Here is a 20,918-nt window from a genome sequence, read left to right as displayed (position 1 = left end):
TTAGCGGCGCGCTGCTTTTCTGTCCAGATAAGGAGTGCGCGCCACCAGAGCATTTCCATCAATGCACCGACGCAATGGCACAAAACAGAAAAAGCCTCGCACCATAAACAGGATCGTGCGAGGCTTCATCCGATTATCTGCTGAAGAAAATTACATTTCTGCAGCTTCCGGACCATCATCCGCTTCAGGCCCGCCATCTTCGAGGAACTGCTCGGCGATCAGGCCCGCATTCTGTCGCAGCGTGGTTTCAATCTCGCGCGCAACCTCGGGATTATCCTTGAGATATTGCTTCGCATTCTCACGCCCCTGCCCGAGGCGCTGCGAATTATAGGAGAACCACGCCCCCGACTTTTCAACCACGCCTGCCTTGACGCCAAGATCGACCAGTTCGCCCATCTTGGAAACACCTGCGCCATACATAATATCAAACTCGACTTGCTTGAAGGGCGGAGCCAGCTTGTTCTTGACCACTTTTACGCGGGTCTGGTTGCCAACGACCTCATCGCGCTCCTTGATGGAGCCAATGCGGCGAATATCAAGACGCACCGAAGCGTAGAACTTGAGCGCATTGCCGCCTGTCGTCGTTTCTGGCGAGCCGAACATCACACCGATCTTCATGCGAATCTGGTTGATGAAAATAACCATGCAATTCGAGCGCGAGATGGAGGCCGTCAGCTTGCGCAAGGCCTGACTCATCAACCGGGCCTGAAGACCCGGTAGCGAATCGCCCATTTCGCCTTCAATTTCGGCGCGCGGCGTAAGGGCAGCAACCGAATCGACCACCAGAACATCGATAGCGCCGGAACGCACGAGCGTATCGGTTATCTCCAGCGCCTGTTCCCCCGTATCCGGCTGGGAAATCAGCAGGTTCTCAAGATCGACGCCCAATTTGCGCGCATAGACAGGATCAAGCGCATGTTCCGCATCAACGAAAGCACAGATTCCGCCTCTTTTCTGCGCTTCTGCAATCGTATGCAGCGCAAGCGTGGTCTTGCCGGAGCTTTCAGGGCCGTAAATTTCCACGATACGCCCCTTGGGCAGACCGCCGACGCCCAGAGCAATATCAAGAGACAGCGAGCCGGTCGATACGGTTTCGATCTCCACGACCTGATCATTCTGACCAAGGCGCATGATCGAGCCTTTGCCGAACGCCCGTTCTATCTGCGACAGAGCCGCGTCGAGAGCCTTTGTCTTATCCACTGCATTTTCCTCAACAAGTCGCAACGATTTCTGAGACATCTTACACCATCCCCTCGTCTCGCTAGAAGCCCGGCAGGCTCGTTATCATCATATATTTGTATCTGCTTTGTTCTTTTTTTGCAATAGTCTCACCTTATTGATTTTATTATGTTTATTTATTTTGTTCTACCGATGTTCCGCGCTGCGACTGGAAAATTAACAGATTTATCTGCGCATTACTTTTCAGAAAAGCCAGTCCAGCTTTTCGCGATTCGCCTGCAATGCATAAAAAACAGCCCTTCTGGCGAAGGGCTGTTTCAAAACGGGCTTTATAATCTCGTTTGTGAATGGTCGCTCAGCTCGCAGCGCGCAGCGGCGAAATCTGAATTTCCACGCGGCGGTTCTGCGCGCGTCCTTCAGGCGTCGCATTGGTCGCGACAGGCTGGCTGGCACCATAGCCGATGACAGCGAAGCGGCGCGGATCGATCCCCTGCGAGCCGAGATAGCTTGCAACAGACGAGGCACGGCGCTGCGACAGCCCCTGATTATGGCTGGCACTTCCGGTGGAATCCGTATGTCCGTAGACATCGACAAGCGACTTGTCGAATTTACGCAGAACCACCGCGACCGAGTTCAGCGTTGGATAGAACTGGCTCTTCACCTGATCCTGATCGGTGTCGAAAGTGATGTTCGACGGCATGTTCAGGATGATCTGGTCGCCATTGCGGGTAACGGAAACGCCGGTTCCCTGAAGCTGCGCACGCAATTCCGATTCCTGACGATCCATATAATTGCCGATGGCACCGCCACCGAGCGCGCCGATACCGGCACCGATCAGCACGGCATTACGCTGTGCGCGACTGGAGCCGCCCACCATCAAACCGCCCAGAGCGCCGACTGCGGCGCCGATAGCTGCGCCCCCGGCTGTATTGGACATCTTTTGTTCGCCCGTATAGGGATCCGTGGTGCACCCTGCCAGAAATGTGGCACAGATAAATGCAATTCCGATTTTCTTCAGCATGTAAGCGTCGTCCTCAATTTGCGATTCGGCGGCAATGATACCTTCGATTAAGTCAGGATGGCATTTTTACGTTCATCGGCAGCAATTTTAGCCAATGCGCCCACAGGAACGCAATTGCGCCGCATAACGATTGGCCATGGATTGTGCACGCGCGGCGCCTTTTCGCGCCGTGGCACTCTTGCGCCAGCTTCCGCGTGCATAGCCGGCATGGCCGGAATAATAGGCCAGATAAAGATTATAGGCATCGTTGCGCCTGATCCCGTTCTTCAAATGGCTTTGATGGTGATACCAGCCGATAAAATGAATGGCATCCGAAAAATCGCTGCGGGAAGCCGCCCAGCGTCCGGTTTCGCGCTTATAGCGATCCCATGTTCCGTTCAGTGCCTGCGAATAGCCATAAGCGCTTGAAGGACGCTTCCACGGAATGAATCCAAGAAGCTTGGTGCGCGGCGGTCTCGCATAGGGCCGAAAACCGGACTCGGTATAGACCGTCGCCATCAATATCGGCACGGGAACACCAAACTCGCGCGAAACGCGCGTCGCGGCCGTCTGCCAATTATTTATCCATCCGTCGCGTTGATCAAAGACTGCGCAAACATTGTTGACTTGCCGCGGTGCGGTTGCGCAGCCTCCCAGAATGACGAGCGCGACGAGAAACAAAACGCGCATCATGGGAACCTCATTTGATTATTAAAAATTGATAAAATCTAAAGTTTAACGAGCCATTAAATTGAGGCATGGAATTTATTGAAGTTAATGAAATGTTAAGCGTGACATCCCCGACAGGCTGCCAACATGCCTGGTCGGCACTTCATGAAGCGGCAACTTTTAGCAAATAGACTGTGGGGATCAGATTTACTGGTCAAATCATGCAAACCTTCATGACACTCCTGATATATGTGCTTGCCGCGATTGCCGAAATTGCCGGCTGCTTTGCCTTCTGGGCGTGGTTCCGCCTCGATAAAAGCGCCCTCTGGCTTATACCGGGGACATTATCGCTCGTCCTGTTTGCATGGCTTTTGACGAAGGTGGACATGGATTTTGCCGGTCGCGCTTATGCTGCCTATGGCGGAATCTACATTATCGCGTCACTCTTCTGGCTTTGGGCGGTTGAAAACCAATCCCCTTCGCGGTGGGATATTGCCGGAGCAGCGCTTTGCTTGGCAGGGGTAAGCACGATTTTGCTCAATGGCATGAGCAAATAGAAGGTATCAGCGCCGCCCTTGCCGCTCGAGCCTCAGGCGATCCCAATATTCGAGCCGCTTGCGGATTTCCCGCTCGAAACCGCGTTCGGGCGGATTGTAATATCTCTGCCGCCCCATGCGTTCGGGGAAATAATCCTGTCCGGAAAAAGCGTCGGGCTGGTCATGATCATAGGCATAACCGTCGCCATAGCCTTCATTCTTCATCAACTTGGTCGGCGCATTGAGAATATGCTTGGGCGGCAGCAACGAGCCATGTTCCTTGGCAGAGCGCATTGCGGCCTTATAGGCCATATAGACAGCATTGGACTTGGGCGCGGTGGCAAGATAGACACAGGCTTGCGCCAGGGCCAGTTCACCTTCCGGCGAACCAAGATAATCATAGGCATCCTTGGCCGCATTGCAGACCGCCAGCGCTTGCGGATCGGCAAGGCCAATATCCTCGACGGCCATCCGCACCAGCCTGCGTCCGAGATAAAGCGGGTCTTCACCCGCATCGAGCATCCGGCTGAGATAATAGAGCGCTGCATCGGGATCGGAACCGCGCACGGATTTATGCAATGCGGAAATCAGGTTGTAATGCCCATCCTGTCCCTTGTCATAAATGGGGGCGCGGCGCTGGACGACATCCTGCAATTGTTCGGCGTCGAACACTTCGTCAGGACGCGCCGCACGCCAGACTTCCTCGGCCAACGTCAGCGCCGCACGCCCGTCGCCATCCGCCATTCGGATAAGGCTTGCGCGCGCTTCATCATCAAGCGGCAGAAAGCGCCCTTCCTGTGTTTCCGCGCGCGACAGAAGCGTTGCAATACTTTCGCTGTCGTGGGGATGGAAAGTCAGCACCCTCGCCCGCGACAAAAGAGCGGCGTTGAGTTCGAAAGACGGATTTTCTGTCGTCGCGCCAACCAGAATAACAGTTCCGTCTTCCATCACCGGCAGAAAGGAATCCTGCTGCGCCCGATTGAAGCGATGGATTTCATCGACAAACAGCAGGGTCTGCCGTCCGGACATGCGCCGGGCGCGCGCGCCCTCGAATACTTTTTTCAGATCGGCAACACCGGAAAAAATCGCCGAAATCTGCTCGAAAGCAAGATCGGTCTCACCCGCAAGAAGGCGCGCGACGGTGGTCTTGCCCGTTCCGGGCGGACCCCAGAAAATCATCGAGCCAAGCGAGCCGGACGCAATCATCCGGCTCAGAACCCCTTCCGGCCCCGTCAGATGTTCCTGTCCGGTTACATCGGAGAGGTGACGTGGGCGCAGGCGGTCGGCCAGCGGCCTGTTACGGTCCGCATTAGGATCAGCCGCCGTTGAAAATAGGTCGCTCATTCTTATGCTCAACTCATGCACTGCTGCGATCAATCAGGCATAGTCCCGCTTGCCGCAACATGCAACGCCAGCCCTGATTTTAGCGCACAAACTGCCGGATCAGCGCGCCGTTTCGTTCCAGCTCCAGCCGCCACGCCAAACCGCGACCGGCATCGAGCGCCGCCGTCAGATCATTGCTGTTGCGGATCGGGTTTCCATTGATCCCACGAATAATATCCCCTGCCCGCAAGCCCAAACGCGCAGCAGGCGATCCCGGCTGCGTCTCCATCACAACCACACCACGCGCATTATCGCGCATGCGCATCCGGGCGCTCAGAGACGGCGTTATGTCCTCAACCACCGCGCCGGCAAATGGATTATCCCCCTTGATCACCTGACGCTGTTCCGGCTTTGCTTCCGGCTCCTTGCCCAGCTTGACCGGCATATCGAAGCTCTTGCCATCGCGCATGACATCGAGGGAAATCGTATTGCCAATTCCCGCCGTGGAAAGCCGATAGGCCAGCACATCCAGATTATCGACGCGCACCCCTTGCACAGACAGCACCACATCGCCGACCTTCAGTCCGGCTTGCGCCGCTGGTCCGTCTTTGGAAACCGCAGTCACAAGCACACCAAAAGCCTTTTCCATGCCCAGCCCTTCGGCGACATCAGGCGTGATATTCTGGAATGTCGCGCCAATATAGGGGCGCGCAAAACTGGTGCTGCCGCTAAGCGCCGCATCCACCACCGCGCGCACCATATTGGAGGGAATGGCAAAACCGATACCGACAGAGCCACCCGAACGCGAGAAGATCGCAGTATTGATGCCGATCAGCCGCCCGCGCATATCGATCAGCCCACCACCGGAATTGCCCGGATTGATAGCGGCGTCCGTCTGGATGAAGAAGTCGAAATCCGAAACTCCGACCTGCGTACGCGATTGCGCCGAAACGATGCCGTTGGTGACTGTCTGCCCTACACCGAAGGGATTGCCGATGGCCAGAACCAGATCGCCCACCTCCACATCGTCGGAATCTCCCAGCGCAAGGACAGGAAATTTATCCTCTGATTCGATCTTGAGAATTGCCAGATCGGTGGTTTCGTCACGCAACAGAACCTTGCTTTCGAACTGGCGCCCGTCTGCAAGGGCCACTTTGATCTCGTCCGCATCCTTGATGACGTGATTATTGGTCACGACAATGCCCGACGCATTCACAATGACGCCGGACCCCAGCGATTGCTGAACGCGTGGCCTTCCAGCACCAAACTGGCCGAACCGGTTGCCGAAAAACTGCTCGAAGAAAGGATCGCCCGCAAAAGGCGAACGCGTCTGAACCTGTCGGGCGGCATAGACATTGACCACCGCAGGCGCGGTTTCCTTCACCAGAGGCGCAAAGGAGAGCTGCATATCGGCCCGGCTTAACGGTATCTGCTTCGCAATACCTGTCGCCTGCTCCTGCGCTCCCGCAGGTGCTATTGCCATGCCGATAAGACCGAAAAGAAATACCGTGAGCCTCAAACCTCGTAAATCCATTCATAAGCTCCATTATGCATGTTCAGACTGCGATTCCATGCTCCAAGCGGCTTCTGTTTAGAGCGCATCCCGAAAAGCGAGAAACGGTTTTCGGAAAAGATGCAAACCGCTTATTATGATTTCTTCCACAATTGCAGCCACTATACGGCAAGCCAAACAAACAAAAAAAGGGCCGCATGATGCAGCCCTTCTTAAAAGCGCCTTGCAGCAGTAATTATGCTGCGTTTTCTTCAGCAGCCTGCTCGGCTTCAACGCGTTCGCGATCTGCCTTGCCCTTGGCGTCGACATCGCGTTCGACAAATTCAACCACTGCCAGCGGCGCATTGTCGCCAGCGCGGAAGCCTGCCTTCATGATGCGGATATAGCCGCCATTGCGGGTCGCATAACGCGTAGCCAGCGTATCGAACAGCTTTGCAACGACCTTGGGGTCACGCACAGCCGAGATAGCCTGACGGCGGGCATGCAGATCGCCGCGCTTGCCGAGCGTGACAAGCTTTTCAACGATCGGGCGAATTTCCTTGGCTTTCGGAAGCGTCGTCACAATCTGCTCGTGTTCGATCAGCGAAGCGGCCATATTGGCGAACATCGCCTTGCGGTGCGAGGCAGTGCGGTTCAGCTTACGGTATCCGTTACCGTGGCGCATGAGCCTTCTCCTTTAATTCGTATCTTACCGGATTTGCCGGTCTTAATATTGGTCTTCGTAGCGCTTTGCGAGGTCTTCGATATTTTCCGGCGGCCAGGCTGGGATTTCCATACCCAGATGGAGTCCCATCGACGCCAGAACTTCCTTGATCTCGTTGAGCGACTTGCGGCCGAAATTCGGAGTCCGCAGCATCTCGGCTTCCGTCTTCTGGATCAGATCGCCGATATAGACGATATTGTCGTTCTTCAGGCAGTTTGCCGAACGCACCGACAGTTCGAGCTCGTCGACCTTCTTGAGCAACGCCGGGTTGAAAGCCAGTTCCGCAACCTGTTCCTGTGGAGCTTCCTTCTGCGGCTCTTCGAAATTGACGAAGATCGCAAGCTGGTCCTGAAGAATACGCGCTGCATAAGCAACCGCATCTTCACCCGTCACCGAACCATTCGTCTCGATGTTGAGCGTCAGCTTGTCATAATCGAGAACCTGGCCCTCACGGGTATTCTCGATCTTGTACGACACCTTGCGAACCGGCGAATAGAGGCTGTCGACCGGAATAAGGCCGATCGGAGCATCTTCAGCACGGTTACGGTCAGCGGGAACATAGCCCTTGCCCGTATTGACGGTGAGTTCCATGCGGATCTCGGCACCCTCATCGAGCGTGCAGATAACGTGATCGGGATTCAGTATCTCGACATCGCCAACCGTCTGAATGTCTCCGGCCGTAACCACGCCGGGGCCTTCCTTGCGGACGACCATGCGCTTTGGTCCTTCACCTTCCATGCGGATGGCGATTTCCTTGACGTTCAGGACAATATCCGTGACATCTTCACGGACACCCGGAATCGACGAAAACTCATGCAGGACACCGTCGATCTGGATCGCCGTCACAGCAGCACCGCGCAGCGACGACAGAAGGACGCGACGCAGCGCATTGCCGAGCGTCAGGCCAAAGCCGCGTTCGAGCGGTTCAGCGACGACGCTTGCATTCGTTCCCGAACCATTGGTGGTGAATTCCACCTTGTTCGGCTTAATCAGTTCCTGCCAGTTTTTCTGGATCATTTGGTTTTCCTCTTGCAACCCTCGCTACCATCCTATCGTAGCGATCAAGTGAAGAAACCGCAGAGGAGCCCCGGCGCTAATCCGGGGCTCATGCGGCATACGAATGAAAATCAGACCCGGCGCTTCTTGCGCGGACGGCAGCCATTGTGCGGGATCGGCGTAACATCGCGGATCGACGTGATAACAAAGCCGGCTGCCTGCAAGGCGCGCAGCGCGGACTCACGACCCGAACCCGGTCCGCAAACCTCGACTTCGAGGGAGCGCATGCCATGTTCCTGAGCCTTCTTGGCGCAGTCTTCGGCAGCGATCTGAGCGGCAAACGGGGTCGATTTGCGCGAACCCTTGAACCCCTGAGCACCGGCGGAGGACCAGGCAATCGCATTGCCCTGCGCGTCCGTGATGGTGATCATGGTGTTGTTAAACGTCGAATTAACGTGGGCAACGCCCGACGAGATGTTTTTACGCTCGCGGCGGCGAACGCGTGTGGCTTCCTTGGCCATGATAGTCCTCTCAAATTGATCTCTACACCGCCGTAATTCCAGCGGCTCCACCAGCCCTTAGAAAGGACCAGTTTCAAACCCTTCCGGCTGACCGGACGGGCCTGGCAGATATTACTTCTTCTTGCCTGCAATAGCCTTTGCCGGACCCTTGCGAGTGCGTGCATTGGTATGCGTGCGCTGACCGCGAACCGGCAGCGAGCGGCGATGACGCAGACCGCGATAGCAGCCAAGGTCCATCAGGCGCTTGATATTCATCGATGTTTCACGACGCAGGTCACCTTCGACCTGATAGTCGGCATCGATTGCTTCGCGGATCTGAAGTACTTCAGCATCCGAAAGCTGGTTCACGCGACGGTCATCGGCAATGCCGACCTTCGTCACGATTTCCCGGGCAAATTTCGGTCCGATCCCGTGAATGTACTGAAGCGCAATGATGACGCGCTTGTTCGTCGGGATGTTGACGCCAGCGATACGTGCCACGTCTGTTCTCCTTGAGTTAAATTTATCTCCATCCGAGGCTTTTCCCTCAGACAGCATGAAACAGCCGATTCCGGCTTCTTTCCTTTTCCGCCGGGACCGTCCATTCAAAACCAATTGAAGTGGCGCAGTCTTTGACGGAATCACCCAAAAAAGTCAACTCTTAACTCTCTGTAAAGCCGCCAAAAGCACCTTTCAGACCGTTAGAGCCATCTTTTTGAAGCGAAACCGGGCAGAAAGCCTGTCAGCCTCCTGCCCAAATTCTCTTATTGGCCGTCAGTCTTACGCCGGAACGAGAACTCTTTCGATCTCGGCGGTGACGTCATCGACCGATGCCATGCCATTGATCACGCGAAGTTCGCCGGTACCGGCATAATAGGCCGAAAGTGGCGCGGTCTTCTCGCGATATTCAACCAGACGCTTGCGGAACGATTCAGGATTGTCGTCCGAACGAACCTGACCGCCTTTGGCGATGGTTTCTGCCACGCGCGTTTCCATCCGCTTGACCAGAGCATTCTCATCGACCTTGAGCTCGATGACCGCATCGAGCTTGAGGCCCTTGTCCGCCAGCATCTGGCCCAGTGCTTCTGCCTGCGGGACAGTGCGCGGATAGCCGTCAAGAATGAACCCGCCTGCACAGTCCGGCGCATCAATGCGCTCGGAAACGATCTCATTTACCACATCATCGGACACCAGCTCACCGGCATCCATGATGGCTTTGGCGCGCTTGCCGATCTCGCTCTGCTGGGCAACTGCTGCACGCAGCATGTCTCCAGTCGAAAGCTGAGGTATCCCATGCTTCTTGGTAAGAAGTCCAGCCTGCGTCCCCTTACCTGCTCCCGGCGGCCCAAGAAGTATCAATCTCATCTATTACGTTTCCCACCTCTGAGTTTGGACTTCTTTATCAGCCCCTCATATTGATGAGCGACAAGATGCCCTTGAATTTGCGCAACCGTATCCAGTGTCACGCTGACGACAATCAGCAGCGACGTACCGCCAAGATAGAATGGCACGCCGGTTGCGGAAATCAGAAATTCCGGCAGGAGACAGACGAGTACGATATAGATGGCGCCAATAACCGTAATCCGCGTCAGCACATAATCGATGTACTCTGCCGTACGCTCGCCCGGACGAATGCCGGGAATGAAGCCGGAATGTTTCTTGAGCTGATCAGCCGTGTCCTTGGGATTGAACACGATCGCGGTATAGAAGAAACAGAAGAAAGCAATCAGTGCAGCATAAAGCAGCATATAAAGCGGCTGGCCATGACCGAGCGCATTGAGGATGACCGTAGCCCAGCCGGGCATTTCCGTGGTATTGGCAAATCCCGCCACCGTTGCTGGCAAGAGCAAAAGCGAGGAAGCGAAGATCGGCGGAATCACGCCAGCCGTATTAAGCTTGAGCGGCAGATGGGATGTATCGCCCTGGAACATCCGGTTGCCGACCTGGCGCTTTGGATACTGAATAAGCAAGCGGCGCTGCGCGCGTTCCACAAACACGATGACCGCGATCAGCACAATCGCCAGAACGATCACACCGAGAATAAGACCGGTGGACAGAGCGCCGGTACGGCCAAGTTCCAGTGTGCCCGAAATAGCAGACGGAAGATTGGCGACAATACCGGCAAAAATGATCAACGAAATACCATTGCCGATACCGCGAGCGGTGATCTGCTCACCCAGCCACATCAGGAACATCGTTCCGCCGACAAGCGTGATGACGGATGAAATGATGAAGAACGGTCCGGGTGAAGTCACGATTCCGCTACCCGACTGAAGTCCTACGGAAATTGCATAGGCCTGGACGATCGCCAGAAGCACCGTGCCGTAACGGGTATACTGGTTGATGATCTTGCGGCCCGACTCCCCTTCCTTCTTCAGCGCTTCAAGCGTCGGAACGACCGACGTCATGAGCTGCACGATAATGGAAGCGGAAATATAAGGCATGATGCCAAGGGCAAAAATGGCCATACGGCCAACCGCGCCACCGGCGAACATGTTGAAAAGGCCCAGAACACCACCGCTATGCTGCTGGAAAGCCTGCGCAAGGGCATCAGGATTGATACCGGGAAGCGGGATATAGGTACCGAAGCGATACACGAGCAGCGCGCCCAATGTAAACCAGATACGCTTCTTGAGTTCTTCTGCCTTGGAAAAAGCAGAAAAATTAAGATTGGAAACTAGCTGTTCAGCAGCCGATGCCATTAAATTTCTCCGGTGAAAAGTCTCCGGTCCTCTGATGATGAAGACGCGAATCTTTCAGACTCGTATCCGCAGATAAGAAGACCCTACCCAGATATGCGCATTGGCATAAAGGTGCAAGCGGCGGCCCAGTATTAATCGCAATTCAGGACGGAAAACCGATTAGAATTTTCCGCGAACCGCACCGGGCCGCCGCTTATATTTCTTGTTAAAGTCTTATTCCGCAGCAGCTTCGGGAAGCTTGATGCTGCCACCGGCCTTTTCGATCTTTTCGACCGCAGACTTGGAAGCGCCAGCTACCTCGAAAGCAACCTTTGCTTTCAATTCGCCATCGGAAAGAATGCGCACGCCATCCTTCGCACGACGAATGATGCCGGCAGCCTTCAGCGAATCGAGGTTCACGACATCTTTCGCATCGAGCTTGCCCGCATCGATCGCAGCCTGAATACGGCCAAGCGAAACGACGTTGAAGCTTTTTGCAAAAATGTTGGTGAAGCCGCGCTTCGGCAGACGGCGGTAGATTGGCATCTGGCCGCCTTCGAAACCATTGATCGAGACGCCCGAACGCGACTTCTGACCCTTGACGCCCCGGCCACCGGTCTTGCCGCTGCCCGAACCGATACCACGGCCAACGCGCTTGGCCGCCTTGACTGAACCTGGCTTGTCACGCAGATCGTTGAGTTTCATGTCTCTGTCTCCCTGCGTTATCAGGCCTCGTCCACGATGCGGACGAGATGCTGAACCCTGGCAATCATACCGCGAACGGAAGGTGTGTCTTCCAGCGTGCGGCGGCGGTGCATTTTATTAAGTCCGAGTCCGATCAGCGTAGCACGCTGCTCGACCGGACGGCGGATAGGGCTGCCGATCTGTTCGACCGTAACCGTCTTACCCTTCTTCTCAGCCATCACTCAAATCCCTTGTCTATGGCGTATCCGGCATTACCGCCGGACTGGCACAAACTATTGGCTATTCTTCCGAACCGACGACTTCGTGGCGGCGAGCCTGAAGCGTCGAGTACTTGATGCCACGCTGTGCAGCGATGTCCTTCGGATGCATCTGATGCTTCAGAGCGTCAAAGGTTGCGCGAACCATGTTGTAAGGGTTCGACGAGCCGAGCGACTTGGCAACCACGTCCTGAACGCCAAGCGTTTCGAAGACTGCACGCATCGGGCCACCGGCAATGATACCGGTACCGGCAGGAGCCGCACGCAGCAGAACCTTGCCTGCGCCATGACGGCCATGCACATCGTGATGCAGGGTACGGCCCGAACGAAGCGGGACGAAAATCAGGTCGCGCTTGGCCGACTCAGTCGCCTTGCGGATCGCTTCCGGCACTTCGCGCGCCTTGCCATGACCGAAGCCTACACGGCCCTTCTGATCACCAACGACGACGAGCGCAGCAAATCCGAAGCGACGACCGCCCTTGACCACCTTGGCCACACGGTTGATGTGAACGAGCTTGTCAACGAATTCGCTGTCACGCTCATCACGACCGCGATCATCGCGGTTACGTTCTCTCTGTGCCATATCCTGTTCCTTTGTTCTTTTCCGGAAGCACAAATATTGATTAGAAGCTCAGCCCGCCTTCGCGAGCGGCTTCAGCGAGAGCCTTGATGCGGCCGTGGTAAATGAATGCACCACGATCGAACACGACTTCCTTGACGCCTGCCTTGACTGCGCGCTCCGCAAGCAGCTTGCCAACCGCAGCCGCAGCCGCCTGGTCCGCACCAGTCTTGAGCTTGCCCTTCAGATCGCCGTCCAGGGTCGAAGCCGCCGCGATGGTAACACCGCGAACGTCATCGATGACCTGAACATAGATATTCTTCGAAGAGCGATGAACGCTGAGGCGCGGACGGCCATTGGCGACCGACTTGAGCTGGCGGCGTACGCGAGCAGCGCGGCGCTGCAAAATTTCTTTTGGCGATGCCATGACGCGCTTCCCTTACTTCTTCTTGCCTTCTTTGCGAACGATGGTTTCGTTCGCATACTTGACGCCCTTGCCCTTGTAAGGCTCTGGCGCGCGATATTCGCGGATCTCAGCCGCAACCTGGCCGACCTGCTGCTTGTCGATACCCGAGACGACGATTTCCGTCGGCTTGGGAACAGCTACAGTGATGCCGGCAGGCACGTCATAGACCACTTCATGGCTGAAACCGAGCGACAGCTGCAGGTTCTTGCCCTGCATAGCCGCACGATAACCAACGCCGCTGATTTCCAGCTTCTTCTCGAAGCCATCCTTCACACCGGTGAAGATGTTGGAAATCATCGTGCGGGCCATGCCCCACTTGGAGCGGGCATCCTTCGACTGGTCGCGCGGATCGACGGCAACGGCGCCATCTTCCATCTTCACCAGAACTTCATCGTGCACGACGAAAGACAATTCGCCTTTCGCGCCCTTGGCCTTGACGGTCTGCCCTTCAACACTGGCGGTCACGCCTGCCGGGACCGGCACGGGTTTTTTACCGATACGAGACATTTTTATACCTGTCTTTTATCTGTTCACTGCCGACCGCATCAGAAGATACGGCAGAGCAGCTCACCACCAACGTTTTGTTCACGGGCTTCATGATCCGCCATCACGCCCTTGGGCGTCGAGAGGATCGAGATGCCAAGGCCATTCGCGACCTGCGGGATCGACTTGACCGACACATAAACGCGACGGCCAGGCTTCGATACGCGGGTAAGTTCACGAATAACTGGAACACCTTCATAATATTTCAGCTCGATTTCGATCTCGGCCTTGCCGTTCACGAATTCGCTCTGCGAATATCCGCGGATGTAGCCTTCGGACTGAAGGACATCGAGAACGCGGGCGCGCAGCTTGGAAGCCGGGGTCGTAACCTTGGTCTTCCTGCGGCCAACCGCGTTGCGGATACGGGTCAGCATATCGCCGATAGGATCTGACACAGACATATGCTACTCCTTACCAGCTCGACTTGACGACGCCCGGAACCTGTCCAAGCGAACCCAACTGACGAAGCGCAATACGCGACATCTTCAGTTTACGGTAATAACCACGCGGACGGCCCGAAACTTCGCAACGATTGCGAATACGAACCTTGGCAGAATTGCGCGGCAACTCGGCGAGCTGGATGGTAGCGCGGAAACGCTCGTCCAGCGGAAGGCTCTGATCCATGACGATCGCCTTCAGGCGTGCACGCTTTTCGGCGTGACGCTTAACCAACTTTTCGCGGCGCTTGTTTTTTTCGACTGCGCTAGTCTTGGCCATATTAATATACCTCGCTACGCTTGCCGTTACTGCCTAAACGGGAAGTTGAAGGCACGCAGAAGTGAGCGCGCTTCATCATCCGTCTTGGCGGTCGTGCAAACGATGATGTCCATGCCCCAGATCTGATCAACTTTATCGTAGTTGATTTCCGGAAACACGATGTGTTCCTTGATACCCATGGCAAAGTTGCCACGACCATCAAAGCTCTTGGGATTCAGACCACGAAAGTCGCGAACACGCGGCAGCGCAATCGTGATCAGGCGGTCAAGAAACTCATACATGCGATCCTGACGAAGAGTAACCTTCGTGCCGATCGGCATGTCTTCACGCAACTTGAAGGTTGCGATCGAATTGCGAGCGCGCGTGATTACGGCCTTCTGACCGGCAATCAGGCCGAGATCTTCAGCAGCAACCGAAGGCTTCTTGGAGTCGCCCGTTGCTTCGCCTACGCCCATGTTGATGACAACCTTGTCGATGCGCGGAATCTGCATCTCGTTGTCATATTTGAATTCTTCAAGGAGAGCTTTGCGGATATTGTCCTGATAAAGCTTCTTGAAGCGGGGAAGTGCCTTTGCTTCAGCCATCGATCAGCGCTCCAGAACGTTTTGCGACACGAACCTTCTTGCCTTCCTCAACGCGGAAACCGACGCGGGTCGGCTTGCCATCCTTGGGGTCGGCGATTGCCAGGTTCGACAGATGAATCGGCGCTTCCTTGGAAATAATGCCGGCTTCCTGTGTCTGGGTCTGGCGCTGATGACGCTTTACGATATTGATGCCGCGAACGAGCGCCTGCTCGTCCTTCGGCATGACCTTGAGTACTTCGCCCTTACGGCCCTTGTCCTTACCGGACAACACGACAACGCTGTCGCCTTTGCGAATCTTTTGCATCGTCTTGCTTCCTTACAGAACTTCCGGAGCCAGCGAGATGATCTTCATGTGGCTCTTTGCACGAAGCTCGCGCGGAACCGGTCCGAAGATACGTGTACCGATAGGCTCTTTCTTGTTATCGATGAGAACGGCTGCGTTGTTATCAAAACGAATTACGCTGCCATCCGGACGACGGATGTCCTTGGCGGTCCGTACGACCACCGCCTTCATCACGTCACCTTTCTTGACGCGGCCGCGCGGAATAGCTTCCTTGACCGACACCACGATGATGTCGCCAACGGAAGCGTAACGCCGCTTCGAACCGCCCAGCACCTTGATGCACATGACACGACGTGCGCCGGAATTATCCGCCACGTCGAGGTTTGTTTGCATCTGAATCATGACTGGCCGCCTTCTTTTCCTTCAGCTGGTTAAGGGCTCCTGCCCTACCTAAGCTGCGTGTTTGTAATTTAGCCCGCTGCTTCGTTCGTCAGAACGACCCAGCGTTTGTCCTTCGAGATTGGTGCCGATTCCTGGATGGAAACGGCGTCGCCAACCTTGAACTGGTTGTTTTCGTCATGCGCTTTGTACTTCTTCGACTGGCGCACGGTCTTCTGGAGGAGCGGATGCGAATAGCGGCGCTCAACCTTAACCACAACAGTCTTGTCGTTCTTGTCGCTGACGACAACGCCCTGCAGAACGCGTTTAGGCATGATATTCTTCCTTATGCCTTGCTTGCGGCCGCCTTCTGGCGGGCAATAGTCTTGATACGCGCAATGTCGCGGCGAACCTGCTTCACGCGCGCGGTTTTTTCAAGCTGGCCGGTTGCTTTCTGAAAGCGCAGGTTGAACTGCTCCTTCTTCAATGCGGCCAACTCATCGTTGATCTGATCGAGGCTTTTCGCCCGAACGTCTGCGGCTTTCATGGCTGCCTCTCTTATTCAGCTATGCGCTGGATAAAGCGCGTCTTGATCGGCAACTTCGCAGCGCCGAGTCGTAGGGCTTCGCGTGCCACATCTTCGGGTACGCCGTCAAGCTCAAACATCACGCGACCTGGTGCCACACGGCATGCCCAGTAGTCAACCGAACCCTTACCTTTACCCATACGGACTTCAGTAGGCTTCGACGTAACCGGCAGGTCAGGGAAGATACGGATCCATACGCGACCCGCACGCTTCATATGACGGGTGATCGCGCGGCGGGCCGCTTCGATCTGCCGTGCAGTGACGCGCTCAGGCTCCATGGCCTTCAGGCCGAAAGCACCAAAATTGAGATCCGTGCCACCTTTCGAGTTGCCGTGAATACGGCCCTTGAACTGTTTACGGAACTTGGTGCGCTTTGGCTGCATCATTGTTCTCTACTCCAATTTTCTCGCCCGCGGCCCGCTTTATCAAGCGTTTTCGCGGCGGCGGTTCTGCTGGGAACCCTGATTGTCACCCTCAACCGCACGACGTTCGGAAGCCATCGGGTCATGTTCAAGGATTTCGCCCTTGAAGACCCAGACCTTCACACCGCAGATGCCGTAAGCGGTCTGCGCCTCAGCCGTACCGTAGTCGATGTCGGCGCGCAGCGTGTGAAGCGGAACGCGGCCTTCGCGATACCATTCCATACGTGCGATTTCAGCACCGCCAAGACGGCCGGAGCAGTTGATACGGATACCTTCCGCGCCCAGACGCATTGCCGACTGAACGGCACGCTTCATGGCGCGACGGAATGCCACACGGCGTTCGAGCTGCTGCGCGATCGACTGGGCAACCAACGTAGCGTCGATTTCCGGCTTGCGCACTTCGACGATATTGAGCGACGCATCAGAATTCGTCATCTCGGAAAGCTTCTTGCGCAGCTTTTCGATGTCTGCGCCCTTCTTGCCGATAATGATGCCCGGGCGAGCCGAATGAATGGTCACGCGGCACTTCTTATGCGGGCGCTCGATCACGATCTTCGAGATCGCGGCCTGCTTGAGTTCGCTTTTCAGATACTCACGGATCTTGACGTCTTCGTGCAGAAGCCTGCCGTATTCACCAGTATTCGCGTACCAACGTGAATCCCAGGTGCGGTTGATACCGAGACGGAAACCGATCGGATTAATCTTCTGGCCCATTATGCGGCCTCCCCTTTTTCCGCAACTTCGCGGACAACAATGGTGAGATGCGAAAACGGCTTTTCTATACGGCTTGCCTTACCACGTCCACGGACATGGAAACGCTTCATAACAATCGACTTGCCAACATAAGCTTCAGCAACGATCAGCGCATCAACGTCGAGATCATGATTGTTCTCAGCGTTGGCGATAGCCGATTCGAGCGTCTTCTTCACTGTTTCCGCGATCCGCTTGCGCGAGAACGTCAGATCGGCGAGTGCCGCATTCACCTTCTTGCCGCGAATCATGCTCGCTACAAGATTCAGCTTCTGCGGGCTGACGCGAAGCGTACGGGCGACGGCTTTCGCCTCGTTATCCTTAAGCTGGCGGGGAGCCTTGGCCTTGCCCATCGTTACTTCCTCTTTGCCTTCTTGTCCGCGCCGTGACCGTAATAGGTCCGTGTCGGCGCGAATTCACCGAACTTGTGACCGACCATCTCTTCGGAGATCGAAACCGGCACATGCTTGTTGCCGTTATAGACACCGAATGTCAGGCCGACGAACTGCGGCAAGATGGTGGAGCGACGGCTCCACATCTTGATGACTTCATTACGACCGCCCTCGCGCACCTTCTCAGCTTTCTTGAGAAGATAGCCATCGATAAACGGACCTTTCCAAACTGAACGAGCCATTTCAGACTACCTCTCTTATTTCTTGCGCTGATGGCGCGAGCGCATGATGAACTTGTCGGTCGACTTGTTCGAACGGGTCTTCTTGCCCTTCGTAGGCTTGCCCCACGGCGTAACCGGATGACGGCCACCTGAAGTACGGCCTTCACCACCACCATGCGGGTGATCGACAGGGTTCATCGCGACGCCGCGAACGCCCGGACGCTTGCCGCGCCAGACCGAACGACCGGCCTTGCCGTCCTTGATGTTGCCATGCTCCGGATTGGACACTGCGCCAACCGTTGCAAAACATGCACCAGGAACCAGACGCTGTTCACCCGAATTCAGGCGCAGGATGACCATGCCCTGATCGCGACCGACCAGCTGGGCATAGGTGCCTGCGGAACGAGCAATCTGACCGCCCTTGCCCGGCTTCATCTCCACATTGTGGATGATGGTGCCGACCGGCATGGACGAAAGCGGCATTGCATTGCCCGGCTTCACGTCGACGGACTGACCGGCAACGACCTTGTCACCGACTGCCAGACGCTGCGGCGCCAGAATATAGCTCAACTCGCCATCTTCATAGCGGATCAGCGCAATGAACGCGGTGCGGTTTGGATCGTATTCCAGACGCTCGACCGTTGCGACGACATCATGCTTACGGCGCTTGAAGTCGATGAAACGATAAGAACGCTTGTGACCACCGCCCTGATAGCGGACAGTGATACGACCGGTGTTGTTACGGCCACCCTTCTTGGACAGACCTTCGGTCAGGGACTTGACCGGCTTGCCCTTGTAGAGTTCCGAGCGATCCACGATGACCAGCTGGCGCTGGCCCGGCGTGATCGGATTATAGTGCTTGAGTGCCATTGTCTTTACTCCACGGCCTCTCAGAGACCAGTCGAAACGTCGATGCTCTGGCCTTCAGCCAAAGTCACGATCGCTTTCTTGACGTCGCTCTGGCGCCCGACAATGCCGCGGAACCGCTTCACCTTGCCTTTGCGCACAGTGGTGTTGACGGCCTTGACCTTGACGCCGAAAAGCGCCTCGATTGCAGCCTTGATTTCGGGCTTCGTCGCCTTGCGGGCTACGTTGAAGACAACCTGGTTGTTTTCGGAAACCAGCGTGGACTTCTCCGTAATGACGGGGCTGACGATCACGTCGTAGTGGCGAAGATCAGTCATTTGAAACGCTCCCATTAAAACGGGCTTCGAGAGCTTCGACAGCGGCCTTGGAAAGCACGAGCTTGCCGCGACGCAGAATGTCGTAAACATTGATGCCCTGCACCGGCAGAACGTCGATGTTCGGAATGTTCGAAGCCGCACGCGAGAAGTTTGCCTCGATCTCGGCACCGCCGATGAGAAGCGCATTCTCAAGTCCAAGCTTGGCGAATTGCGACACGAGCGCCTTCGTCTTGGCGTCCTTGGCCGTCAGATCATCGATGATGATCAGATCGGAAGCCTTGGCCTTTGCAGACAGGGCATGACGCAGACCAAGAGCGCGAACCTTCTTCGGCAGATCGTGGTCATGCGAACGAACCACCGGTCCGTGAGCCTTGCCACCACCGCGGAACTGCGGAGCGCGAGCCGAATGGTGACGGGCGCGGCCCGTACCCTTCTGCTTGTACATCTTGGAGCCGGTGCGAGCAACTTCACCACGCGTCAGCGTCGAGTGACCGCCCTGCTGGCGACGTGCCAACTGCCAGCGCACGACGCGCTGGAGAATGTCGTCACGCGGGTCAAGGCCGAAGATGTCCTCGTTCAGCTTGACCTTGCCGGCATCCTTGCCTTCAAGAGTTGTAATCGTGAGATCCATTATTCGGCTCCCTCAGTCGCGACAGCATCCGCTGCTGCATTATTCGCGCCTTGGCGCAGGGCAGCCGGCTTTGGTGCATTCTCTGGCAGAGAAACCTTCACGGCATCGCGAACCAGAATCCAGGCTCCCTTGGAGCCGGGAACCGCACCGCGGACCAGAATGAGGCCACGATCGCTGTCCGTGGAGACAACTTCGATGTTCTGCGTGGTCACGCGGGTCTGCCCCATGTGACCGGCCATCTTCTTGCCCTTGAACACCTTACCCGGATCCTGACGCTGGCCGGTAGAACCGTGAGCGCGGTGGGTAATGGAGTTACCGTGCGACGCACGATGACCGCCAAAGTTGTGACGCTTCATAACACCGGCAAAACCTTTACCGATAGAAGTACCTGTCACGTCAACCTTTTGACCGGCGACGAAATGCTCGGCAGTGATTTCCGAGCCAACTTCAAGAAGGTTATCCGGGGAAACGCGGAATTCCGCAAGCTTCGCCTTCGGCTCGACCTCGGCCTTCGCGAAATGACCGCGCATAGCCTTGGACGTGTTCTTCACCTTGGCGAGTCCTACGCCAAGCTGAACAGCCGTATAACCGTTCTTTTCAACTGTACGCTGAGCGACCACATGGCAGCTCTCCATACGAAGAACTGTCACCGGTACATGCTCGCCTGCGTCGTTATAGACGCGGGTCATGCCCAGCTTTTGTGCAATAACACCTGAACGCATCGGGTTCGTTCCTTCCGTCCTCAAGCCGATTAAAGCTTGATCTCGACATCGACACCTGCTGACAGATCGAGCTTCATCAGCGCATCAACTGTCTGCGGGGTCGGGTCAACGATATCGAGAAGACGCTTGTGCGTGCGCATCTCGAACTGCTCGCGGCTCTTCTTGTCGATGTGCGGCGACCGGTTGACTGTGAACTTCTCGATCCGCGTTGGAAGCGGGATCGGTCCGCGCACATTGGCACCGGTACGCTTGGCAGTCGACACGATTTCCCGCGTCGAAGCGTCAAGGATCCGATGATCAAACGCCTTGAGGCGAATGCGGATGTTTTGACCGTTCATTTCATCTGTTCCTTGTTACGCGGGACGCTCAGCTTTGAGCATGACCTTATCCGAAAACCGGAAACCACTTTTCGGGATCA

The 20,918-nt window shown here is 56.0% G+C and carries 33 protein-coding genes; 1 reads left to right on the top strand and 32 read right to left on the bottom strand.

All coding sequences use genetic code 11. The features are described 5' to 3' along the window. Positions 1–150: 150 nt before the first annotated feature. The 3 genes from recA to DKP76_RS08400 form a co-directional block, all read right to left on the bottom strand. Positions 151–1,239 (bottom strand): recombinase RecA, encoded by a 1,089-nt coding sequence (recA, locus tag DKP76_RS08410; RefSeq protein ID WP_109706016.1) that lies wholly within the window; start codon positions 1,237–1,239, stop codon positions 151–153. A gap of 295 nt (positions 1,240–1,534) precedes the next feature. Next, the gene (locus DKP76_RS08405) at positions 1,535–2,200 is read right to left on the bottom strand and encodes a YiaD family glycine zipper/OmpA-like lipoprotein (protein WP_109706015.1); all 666 of its coding nucleotides are present in this window, start codon (positions 2,198–2,200) and stop codon (positions 1,535–1,537) included. 87 nt (positions 2,201–2,287) lie between these two features. After that, positions 2,288–2,872 (bottom strand): transglycosylase SLT domain-containing protein, encoded by a 585-nt coding sequence (locus tag DKP76_RS08400; protein WP_109706014.1) that lies wholly within the window; start codon positions 2,870–2,872, stop codon positions 2,288–2,290. Positions 2,873–3,081: 209 nt separating this feature from the next. On the opposite strand from DKP76_RS08400, the gene DKP76_RS08395 reads away from it, so the two are divergent. Beyond that, the gene (locus DKP76_RS08395; RefSeq protein ID WP_109706497.1) at positions 3,082–3,405 is read left to right on the top strand and encodes a YnfA family protein; all 324 of its coding nucleotides are present in this window, start codon (positions 3,082–3,084) and stop codon (positions 3,403–3,405) included. Positions 3,406–3,411: 6 nt separating this feature from the next. Here the strand turns inward: DKP76_RS08395 and DKP76_RS08390 are convergent, their stop codons facing one another. The 29 genes from DKP76_RS08390 to rpsJ form a co-directional block, all read right to left on the bottom strand. Next, on the bottom strand, positions 3,412–4,728 hold the full coding sequence (locus DKP76_RS08390; protein WP_109706013.1) for a replication-associated recombination protein A: 1,317 nt from the start codon (positions 4,726–4,728) through the stop codon (positions 3,412–3,414). A gap of 79 nt (positions 4,729–4,807) precedes the next feature. After that, positions 4,808–6,190: a DegQ family serine endoprotease gene (locus tag DKP76_RS08385; protein ID WP_245410200.1), complete on the bottom strand. Its 1,383-nt coding sequence runs from the start codon at positions 6,188–6,190 to the stop codon at positions 4,808–4,810. Positions 6,191–6,455: 265 nt separating this feature from the next. Beyond that, positions 6,456–6,884: a 50S ribosomal protein L17 gene (gene rplQ / locus DKP76_RS08380; protein WP_109706011.1), complete on the bottom strand. Its 429-nt coding sequence runs from the start codon at positions 6,882–6,884 to the stop codon at positions 6,456–6,458. A gap of 42 nt (positions 6,885–6,926) precedes the next feature. Further along, complete coding sequence (locus DKP76_RS08375) at positions 6,927–7,940, bottom strand: DNA-directed RNA polymerase subunit alpha (RefSeq protein ID WP_109706010.1); 1,014 nt, start codon at positions 7,938–7,940, stop codon at positions 6,927–6,929. 110 nt (positions 7,941–8,050) lie between these two features. Continuing rightward, positions 8,051–8,440 carry a 30S ribosomal protein S11 gene (gene rpsK, locus DKP76_RS08370; RefSeq protein ID WP_002964339.1) on the bottom strand — a complete coding sequence of 130 codons (390 nt, stop codon included), beginning with the start codon at positions 8,438–8,440 and terminating at the stop codon, positions 8,051–8,053. Between the two features lie 111 nt (positions 8,441–8,551). Then, on the bottom strand, positions 8,552–8,920 hold the full coding sequence (gene rpsM, locus DKP76_RS08365; protein WP_109706009.1) for a 30S ribosomal protein S13: 369 nt from the start codon (positions 8,918–8,920) through the stop codon (positions 8,552–8,554). A gap of 279 nt (positions 8,921–9,199) precedes the next feature. Next, complete coding sequence (locus tag DKP76_RS08360; protein ID WP_109706008.1) at positions 9,200–9,784, bottom strand: adenylate kinase; 585 nt, start codon at positions 9,782–9,784, stop codon at positions 9,200–9,202. Continuing rightward, positions 9,781–11,121: a preprotein translocase subunit SecY gene (gene secY / locus DKP76_RS08355; RefSeq protein WP_109706007.1), complete on the bottom strand. Its 1,341-nt coding sequence runs from the start codon at positions 11,119–11,121 to the stop codon at positions 9,781–9,783. Before secY ends, DKP76_RS08360 begins: the two co-directional genes overlap by 4 nt. A gap of 213 nt (positions 11,122–11,334) precedes the next feature. Then, a complete protein-coding gene (rplO, locus tag DKP76_RS08350) occupies positions 11,335–11,805 on the bottom strand; it encodes a 50S ribosomal protein L15 (RefSeq protein WP_109706006.1) in 471 nt (156 codons plus the stop codon). A 20-nt stretch (positions 11,806–11,825) separates the two neighbouring features. After that, positions 11,826–12,023, bottom strand: a complete 198-nt coding sequence (rpmD, locus tag DKP76_RS08345; protein WP_109706005.1) for a 50S ribosomal protein L30 — start codon at positions 12,021–12,023, stop codon at positions 11,826–11,828. 61 nt (positions 12,024–12,084) lie between these two features. Then, positions 12,085–12,645 carry a 30S ribosomal protein S5 gene (gene rpsE, locus DKP76_RS08340; RefSeq protein ID WP_109706004.1) on the bottom strand — a complete coding sequence of 187 codons (561 nt, stop codon included), beginning with the start codon at positions 12,643–12,645 and terminating at the stop codon, positions 12,085–12,087. 40 nt (positions 12,646–12,685) lie between these two features. Next, positions 12,686–13,048 (bottom strand): 50S ribosomal protein L18, encoded by a 363-nt coding sequence (rplR, locus tag DKP76_RS08335; protein WP_109706003.1) that lies wholly within the window; start codon positions 13,046–13,048, stop codon positions 12,686–12,688. Positions 13,049–13,060: 12 nt separating this feature from the next. Then, on the bottom strand, positions 13,061–13,594 hold the full coding sequence (rplF, locus tag DKP76_RS08330) for a 50S ribosomal protein L6 (protein ID WP_109706002.1): 534 nt from the start codon (positions 13,592–13,594) through the stop codon (positions 13,061–13,063). Between the two features lie 38 nt (positions 13,595–13,632). Then, positions 13,633–14,031 carry a 30S ribosomal protein S8 gene (rpsH, locus tag DKP76_RS08325; protein WP_109706001.1) on the bottom strand — a complete coding sequence of 133 codons (399 nt, stop codon included), beginning with the start codon at positions 14,029–14,031 and terminating at the stop codon, positions 13,633–13,635. 10 nt (positions 14,032–14,041) lie between these two features. After that, positions 14,042–14,347, bottom strand: coding sequence for a 30S ribosomal protein S14 (rpsN, locus tag DKP76_RS08320; protein ID WP_109706000.1), 306 nt, complete (start codon positions 14,345–14,347; stop codon positions 14,042–14,044). A gap of 26 nt (positions 14,348–14,373) precedes the next feature. Continuing rightward, positions 14,374–14,931, bottom strand: a complete 558-nt coding sequence (gene rplE / locus DKP76_RS08315) for a 50S ribosomal protein L5 (protein WP_109705999.1) — start codon at positions 14,929–14,931, stop codon at positions 14,374–14,376. Continuing rightward, positions 14,924–15,235 (bottom strand): 50S ribosomal protein L24, encoded by a 312-nt coding sequence (rplX, locus tag DKP76_RS08310; protein WP_109705998.1) that lies wholly within the window; start codon positions 15,233–15,235, stop codon positions 14,924–14,926. The genes rplE and rplX overlap by 8 nt, the downstream gene beginning before the upstream one ends. 12 nt (positions 15,236–15,247) lie before the next feature. After that, entirely contained in the window at positions 15,248–15,616 is a 369-nt protein-coding gene (gene rplN, locus DKP76_RS08305; protein WP_109705997.1) for a 50S ribosomal protein L14, read from the bottom strand. Between the two features lie 68 nt (positions 15,617–15,684). Next, positions 15,685–15,927, bottom strand: a complete 243-nt coding sequence (gene rpsQ / locus DKP76_RS08300) for a 30S ribosomal protein S17 (protein WP_109705996.1) — start codon at positions 15,925–15,927, stop codon at positions 15,685–15,687. An 11-nt stretch (positions 15,928–15,938) separates the two neighbouring features. Continuing rightward, entirely contained in the window at positions 15,939–16,139 is a 201-nt protein-coding gene (gene rpmC, locus DKP76_RS08295; protein WP_109705995.1) for a 50S ribosomal protein L29, read from the bottom strand. Positions 16,140–16,150: 11 nt separating this feature from the next. Next, positions 16,151–16,564 (bottom strand): 50S ribosomal protein L16, encoded by a 414-nt coding sequence (gene rplP / locus DKP76_RS08290; RefSeq protein ID WP_109705994.1) that lies wholly within the window; start codon positions 16,562–16,564, stop codon positions 16,151–16,153. 39 nt (positions 16,565–16,603) lie between these two features. Beyond that, positions 16,604–17,314 (bottom strand): 30S ribosomal protein S3, encoded by a 711-nt coding sequence (gene rpsC, locus DKP76_RS08285; protein WP_109705993.1) that lies wholly within the window; start codon positions 17,312–17,314, stop codon positions 16,604–16,606. Further along, entirely contained in the window at positions 17,314–17,703 is a 390-nt protein-coding gene (gene rplV / locus DKP76_RS08280) for a 50S ribosomal protein L22 (RefSeq protein WP_109705992.1), read from the bottom strand. The genes rpsC and rplV overlap by 1 nt, the downstream gene beginning before the upstream one ends. A 2-nt stretch (positions 17,704–17,705) precedes the next feature. After that, a complete protein-coding gene (gene rpsS / locus DKP76_RS08275; protein WP_109705991.1) occupies positions 17,706–17,984 on the bottom strand; it encodes a 30S ribosomal protein S19 in 279 nt (92 codons plus the stop codon). A gap of 15 nt (positions 17,985–17,999) precedes the next feature. Beyond that, on the bottom strand, positions 18,000–18,833 hold the full coding sequence (rplB, locus tag DKP76_RS08270; RefSeq protein ID WP_109705990.1) for a 50S ribosomal protein L2: 834 nt from the start codon (positions 18,831–18,833) through the stop codon (positions 18,000–18,002). A gap of 20 nt (positions 18,834–18,853) precedes the next feature. Further along, positions 18,854–19,147 (bottom strand): 50S ribosomal protein L23, encoded by a 294-nt coding sequence (locus DKP76_RS08265; RefSeq protein ID WP_109705989.1) that lies wholly within the window; start codon positions 19,145–19,147, stop codon positions 18,854–18,856. Further along, positions 19,140–19,778, bottom strand: a complete 639-nt coding sequence (gene rplD, locus DKP76_RS08260) for a 50S ribosomal protein L4 (RefSeq protein WP_109705988.1) — start codon at positions 19,776–19,778, stop codon at positions 19,140–19,142. The genes DKP76_RS08265 and rplD overlap by 8 nt, the downstream gene beginning before the upstream one ends. Continuing rightward, on the bottom strand, positions 19,778–20,500 hold the full coding sequence (rplC, locus tag DKP76_RS08255; RefSeq protein WP_109705987.1) for a 50S ribosomal protein L3: 723 nt from the start codon (positions 20,498–20,500) through the stop codon (positions 19,778–19,780). Before rplC ends, rplD begins: the two co-directional genes overlap by 1 nt. A gap of 29 nt (positions 20,501–20,529) precedes the next feature. Further along, positions 20,530–20,838 (bottom strand): 30S ribosomal protein S10, encoded by a 309-nt coding sequence (gene rpsJ / locus DKP76_RS08250; protein ID WP_002964363.1) that lies wholly within the window; start codon positions 20,836–20,838, stop codon positions 20,530–20,532. Between the last annotated feature and the right edge of the window lie 80 nt (positions 20,839–20,918).

Origin of the sequence: Falsochrobactrum shanghaiense (assembly GCF_003149535.1) — a bacterium.
GTDB classification, from domain to species: domain Bacteria; phylum Pseudomonadota; class Alphaproteobacteria; order Rhizobiales; family Rhizobiaceae; genus Brucella; species Brucella shanghaiense.
Note: the sequence above shows the minus strand (reverse complement) of the source record. Positions and strands in the feature narration are given on the sequence as shown.